Below are 2,787 nucleotides of genomic sequence, written 5' to 3' on the forward strand. Positions count from 1 at the left end.
TTCCGACGTTCCCTCCATATACAACCGTCGTCACCGTGGGACTGGCTTCCGTTTCTCCCCCGTTCTTATCGAACGTCACGGTGTAGATTGGATTCGCCGTCCATTGCGCATAGACGGTTAGATCCGTCGTTACCTCTGTTGTCGCTTCGAACGCAGCGCCATTCCCGCCCTCAGCCGTGTTCCAGCCTGCGAACGTGTACCCTGCCCGTGTCGGCGGTGTCGGCAGCGTTCCGACGTTCCCTCCGTGTGCGACGGTCATCGTCATGGGACTGGCTTCCGTTTCTCCTCCGTTCTTATCGAACGTCACGGTGTACGTTATCGCCGTCCATTGCGCATAGACGGTTAGATCCGTCGTTACCGTTGTTGTCGCTTCGAACGGAGCGCCATCCCCGCCCTCAGCCGTGTTCCAGCCTGCGAACGTGTACCCTGCCCGTGTCGGCGGTGTCGGCAGCGTTCCTACGCTCCCTCCGTGTGCGACGGTCATCGTCATGGGACTGGCTTCCGTTTCTCCTCCGTTCTTATCGAAGCTTACGGTGTACGTTATCGCCGTCCATTGCGCATAAACAGTTAGATCCGTCGTTACCGCTGTCGTCGCTTCGAACGATGTGCCTTCCCCGCCTTCAGCTGTGTTCCAGCCAGCGAACATGTATCCCGCTCGCGTCGGCGGTGTCGGCAGCGTTCCGACGCTCCCTCCGTGTGCGACGGTCATCGTCATGGGACTGGCTTCCGTTTCTCCTCCGTTCTTATCGAAGCTTACGGTGTAGGTTCGATTGTCGAGGCTGGCGGGCACAGTCGTTTGACCGTAAAAATTATTTCCCCACGCCACCACAGAGCCATCCGCTTTCAGTGCCAGGAAATGATTATTCCCTGCTGCTATCGCCACCACACCGCTCCGCGCTTCCGCAGGCATCGGCCTATCATCCCATCCCCACGCCACAACCGAGCCATCCGCTTTCAGTGCCAGAGATTGACTGCCCCCCGCTGCTATCGCCACCACGCCGGATTGCGCTGCAGCAGGCACCGTCGATTGACCGGCAACATTCGACCCCCACGCCACAACGGTGCCGTCCGTTTTCAGCGCCAGCGAATGAGCGAACCCCGCCGCAATGGCCACGACGTCGCTCTGCGCTTCCGCAGGTACTAACGTTTGACCGCCAACATTCCATCCCCATGCCACAACTGACCCATCCGACTTTAACGCCAAGGAATGAAGATCTCCCGCTGCAATGGCCACGACACCAGTTTGCGCTTCCGTCGGCACCCTTGTTTGACCGTTATCATTCGATCCCCAACCCACAATGGAGCCGTTCGATTTCAGCGCCAAGGAATGAAATTGCCCCGCTGCTATCGCCACCACATCGGACTCCGCTTCCGTCGGCACCGTCGATTGACCGGCATCATCCCATCCCCAAGCTACTACTGAACCGTCCGCTTTCAACGCCAGCGAATGATAAAATCCCGCTGCAATTCTCTTCTTTTGGGCCGGAACTACGATGTCAGCGGGCACTGTCGATTGACCGGCATCATTCCATCCCCATGCCACAACAGAACCATCCGCTTTCAGCGCTAGCGAATGGTAATTTCCCGACGCTATCCCCACCACGTTGGACTGCGCTCCCGTCGGCAACTCCGACAGACCGTAACCATTATATCCCCACAACACCACGGTGCCGTCCGCCTTCAGCGCTAGCGAATGATGATTTCCCGCTGCTATCGCCACCACACCGGACCCCGATTCCGCCGGCACCGTTGTCTGATCGTAAACATTCGCTCCCCAACCTACAACAGTGCCGTCCGCTTTCAGCGCCAGCGAATGACCGTATCCTGCTGCTATCGCCACCACATCGGACTCCGCTTCCGTTGGCACTGTCGTTTGACCATCGTCATTAGATCCCCACGCCACAACAGTGCCGTCCGCCTTCAGCGCCAGCGAATGATAAGTTCCCGCTGCTATCGCCACCACACCGGACTCCGCTTCCGCCGGCACCTCCGTTTGCCCGTTATTATTCGACCCCCAAGCTGCAACAGAGCCGTCCGCTTTCAAGGCCAGCGAATGATTGCCTCCCGCAGCAATCGAGACTACACCGGAGAGCCCCTCCGGCACATCTGTTGCACCGAGATATCCCCACGCCACAACAGTGCCGTCTGTTTTCAACGCCAGCGAATGATCATCTCCCGCTGCTATCGCCGACACGCCGGATTTCGCTTCCGCCGGCACCTCCGTTTGGCTGTAATCATTCGCTCCCCACGCCACAACAGATCCATCCATATTCAGCGCTAGCGAATGACCATATCCTGCTGCTATCGCCGACATCTCCGTGCGCCGGCCGCTATCCGCCTGTGCGCCATGCGCCGTGCCCGCATGGAAAAGCGTCACAACGGCTATCACCATCGCGAGCAAGCTCGTCGCCTGAACGAACTGACGAAATATCCGCTTAAACCTCAAACGCAACACAATCATCCCGAATCCTCTCTTTCAGATATTGAGACTATGAAACTCTCATTCTCTCAATCCATTATAAAATACATATATGAATGTATTTATTCTAACTAGCCAAAAGAGCACCGTCAAGACGCAGAGTTTCGACGGTGTCTCTCCGCTTGTTTCGCTGTGGCCAGGTGCAGTCTGTTGAACCGTCCGGGAGAGCAGCGATTGATTGGTCAGAGGTGCATTTAGGGAATCGGGAATCTTGCATGCAAGAGGAGAATCTGTCGTTGGAACTTCATGTTGAGCTTGCCGCAATAGGCGTACAGCGATGGAGAAATCGAGTCTGTAAACTATTTTGT

The 2,787-nt window shown here is 57.0% G+C and carries 1 protein-coding gene; it reads right to left on the reverse strand.

The window, feature by feature from the left end; translation table 11 throughout:
- Positions 1–2,461, reverse strand: a 2,461-nt coding sequence (locus XYCOK13_RS21640) for an RCC1 domain-containing protein (RefSeq protein ID WP_213414335.1), incomplete at its 3' end; no start/stop codon positions are given.
- Positions 2,462–2,787: the final 326 nt, after the last annotated feature.

Source organism: Xylanibacillus composti, from assembly GCF_018403685.1.
GTDB lineage: Bacteria > Bacillota > Bacilli > Paenibacillales > K13 > Xylanibacillus > Xylanibacillus composti.